The organism is Mesorhizobium sp. M1E.F.Ca.ET.041.01.1.1, assembly GCF_003997355.1.
In the GTDB taxonomy this organism is placed as follows: domain Bacteria; phylum Pseudomonadota; class Alphaproteobacteria; order Rhizobiales; family Rhizobiaceae; genus Mesorhizobium.
On record NZ_RZSL01001182.1, the window covers coordinates 1 to 664 of the forward strand.

A 664-nucleotide genomic window follows, 5' to 3' on the forward strand; every position below is an offset into this window, starting at 1 on the left:
ATCCGCAGAAGCGGCTCGACGCCTATCCGCACCAGCTCTCCGGCGGCCAGCGGCAGCGCGTCATGATCGCCATGGCCTTGGCCAACGAGCCGGAATTGCTGATCGCCGACGAGCCGACGACAGCGTTGGACGTCACCGTGCAGGCGCAGATACTCGAACTGCTGGCGGGCCTGAAAAGCCGCAAGGGCATGTCGATGCTGTTCATCACCCACGATCTCGGCATCGTGAGAAAAATCGCCGACCGCGTCTGCGTCATGACCAAGGGCAAAATCGTCGAGACCGGGCCGACCAAGGAGATCTTCGCCAACCCGCAGCACGCTTATACCAAGCACCTTTTGGCCGCCGAGCCGAAAGGCAAGCCGCCGGCGGCGAACGCCGCCGCCAAGGCTGTGATGACGGGCAAGGACATCAAGGTCTGGTTCCCGATCAAGCGGGGCTTCTTCCGCCGCACCGTCGACCATGTGAAAGCGGTGGACGGCATCGACGTCACCGTGCGCGCGGGCCAGACGCTCGGCGTCGTCGGCGAATCCGGTTCCGGCAAGACGACGCTCGGCCTGGCGCTCGCCCGGATGATTTCGTCCACGGGCACGATCGGTTTCAACGGGCGCGACATCAACCAGCTTTCCTTCAACGCCATGCGGCCGCTGCGGCGCGAGCTGCAGAT

The 664-nt window shown here is 64.8% G+C and carries 1 protein-coding gene; it reads left to right on the top strand.

Annotated features, from left to right (window positions below; all coding sequences use genetic code 11):
* Nucleotides 1-664, top strand: a 664-nt coding sequence (locus tag EOA38_RS38235; RefSeq protein WP_145966360.1) for an ATP-binding cassette domain-containing protein, incomplete at both ends; no start/stop codon positions are given.